3 protein-coding genes are annotated in these 2,092 nt (G+C 37.2%); all 3 read right to left on the minus strand.

Annotated features, from left to right (window positions below; genetic code table 11):
• Positions 1–534: oligosaccharide flippase family protein (locus ACFVSH_RS25940; protein ID WP_387708658.1), on the minus strand; the 534-nt coding region annotated here is incomplete at its 3' end.
• Positions 535–551: 17 nt separating this feature from the next.
• Positions 552–1,544 carry an NAD-dependent epimerase/dehydratase family protein gene (locus ACFVSH_RS25945; RefSeq protein ID WP_387708660.1) on the minus strand — a complete coding sequence of 331 codons (993 nt, stop codon included), beginning with the start codon at positions 1,542–1,544 and terminating at the stop codon, positions 552–554.
• A 21-nt stretch (positions 1,545–1,565) separates the two neighbouring features.
• Positions 1,566–2,092 (minus strand): sugar transferase (locus ACFVSH_RS25950; protein ID WP_387708661.1); only part of this gene is annotated, 527 nt, incomplete at its 5' end.

The raw sequence follows: 2,092 nt of genomic DNA on the forward strand, positions 1-2,092 counted from the left end.
ATATAAAAAGGCTGCTAGATGCACATCCACTTTAAAACCCATACTTACTGTGGTGGAAAGTATTAAAACAAAGGCCGAAAAGATTTTAATCGACGCAATGAATTGCATCCTTTCAGTTAATTGAAAATAGGTTATTCCGATACTTTGCATCGCCAGGCCAATGACCATTGGGATCATAAGGCTATAGATCATATAAAGAATTTGTGGTTCTTGATAAAGAACCCCTATGCCGGCAAAGAATACAAAAAAGGTTATAAGCGAGCAAACAATTCGAATCTTAATATAGGAAGAAAAGGTTCTTCCTAAGTTATCCTTTTTTGATCCTTCCCTTAGAAAAGTATTACTTGTTCCAAGGTCCGTAAAAAAGTTCATGACCATGGCAAGAGCTAATGCCACACTGAAAATCCCATAATTCTTTGAGTTAAAATAATTTGCTAATAAAATGAGTGTGGCTGCATTAAGAACATTAGAGAGAATTGTACTGTAAAATAAATGGACAATATTTTTTAAAATAGAGTTCTTCTTTGTATTCACTTTTTTCGCTCCCGATTTTATGACAATAAAGTCGTTGGCTTAAGTAGTGGTGCAGGGGAATGAAGTGATTTTGTGGTTAAAGCAGGCTGATTTTGATTTAAGTAATAATCATATGTGCTCGCAAGACCCTTTTCAAGTGAATGAGCTGGGTGCCAACCCAATTTTTGAATGGTCGTTTTATTACAGAGTAAACTTTCTTTGATGTCACCATTTTTCGCTGGCTGATAAATAGGAGATAAATCATGGCTGCCAAATGATTGAATAAGCGAGAATAATTGATTGATGCTTGTACTGGTGGTCGATGAGACATTGAAGGTGCCGCTTCCTTCAAACTCCAATGCTTTCAGATTGGCATCTGCCACATCTTTAACATAAATGAAATCTCTCGTTTGAGTGCCGTCTCCATATATAATTGGCCGCTCATTATTTATGACAAGATTAGTGAAAATCGATATAACACCGCCTTCACCGCTTGCTGTCTGCCTTGGTCCATATACATTACTGTATCGAAGATTCACATAATTTAAATCGTATAATTCTTTACCAAGCTTTAGATAATCCTCTGCCGTTTTTTTTGATGCACCATAGGGTGATAATGGAGAAGTGATATGTGATAAGGTAATTGGCATGACATCTGCATTACCATAAACAGCCGCAGATGAAGCAAACACAATCTTTTTAACATTAAACTTGTGAGAGAGCTTAGCGATGTTTATCGTTCCCATGATATTGATCCTTGCATCATTCGTAATATCCGAAATGGATTGTTGTACACTCACCTGCGCAGCTTGATGAATGACATAGTCAGGCCTAAATGTCTCCATCGCATTTCCAAGCAGGACCTCATCTTCAACATTACCAAAGAAGGGAGTGACTTTGGCCTTAACATTCCCGATAGAGCCGGTAGAGAGGTTATCATATATAGCCACTTCATAATTATTACGGATTAATGTATCGACGATATGAGAGCCAATAAATCCAAAGCCTCCAGTTACTAGTACTTTATTCATTTTCACTACCCCTTTTTTAGATTATCTAGCTCCATTACCAGTAAAGACTATGGTCAATGTTCGGAACATAATCTTGATTTCCATAGCAAATGAGCGGTGTTGAATATAATATAAATCAAAAACCAGCTTTTCTTTTGGGGTTAAATCATACCCGCCATTTACTTGTGCCCAACCTGTTATTCCAGGTTTCACATATAAACGGTTTTTAAAGCCAGGCAAAAGCTTTTCGAATTCTTTATAGAAATATTCTCTTTCAGGTCTTGGTCCGATAAGCGACATATCTCCTTTTAAAACATTAATAAGCTGAGGGATTTCATCAATGCGCGTTTTTCGTATAAAGGCTCCTATTCTTGTAACCCTAGAGTCATTTTCACTTGCCCATCTAGGTCCATTTTTTTCGGCATCGATGCCCATGGAACGCAGCTTAATCATATTGAAAGGCTTCCCATCCAGGCCTAGTCTTTGTTGAAAAAAGAAAGGGGAGCCAGTCGAATCAATAGGGATAAGAATGCAGAATAAAAGTAAAATAGGTGCTGTAAGTATCAGCA

The organism is Peribacillus sp. NPDC058002 (genome assembly GCF_042886655.1).
Taxonomy (GTDB): Bacteria; Bacillota; Bacilli; order Bacillales; family DSM-1321; genus Peribacillus; species Peribacillus aracenensis.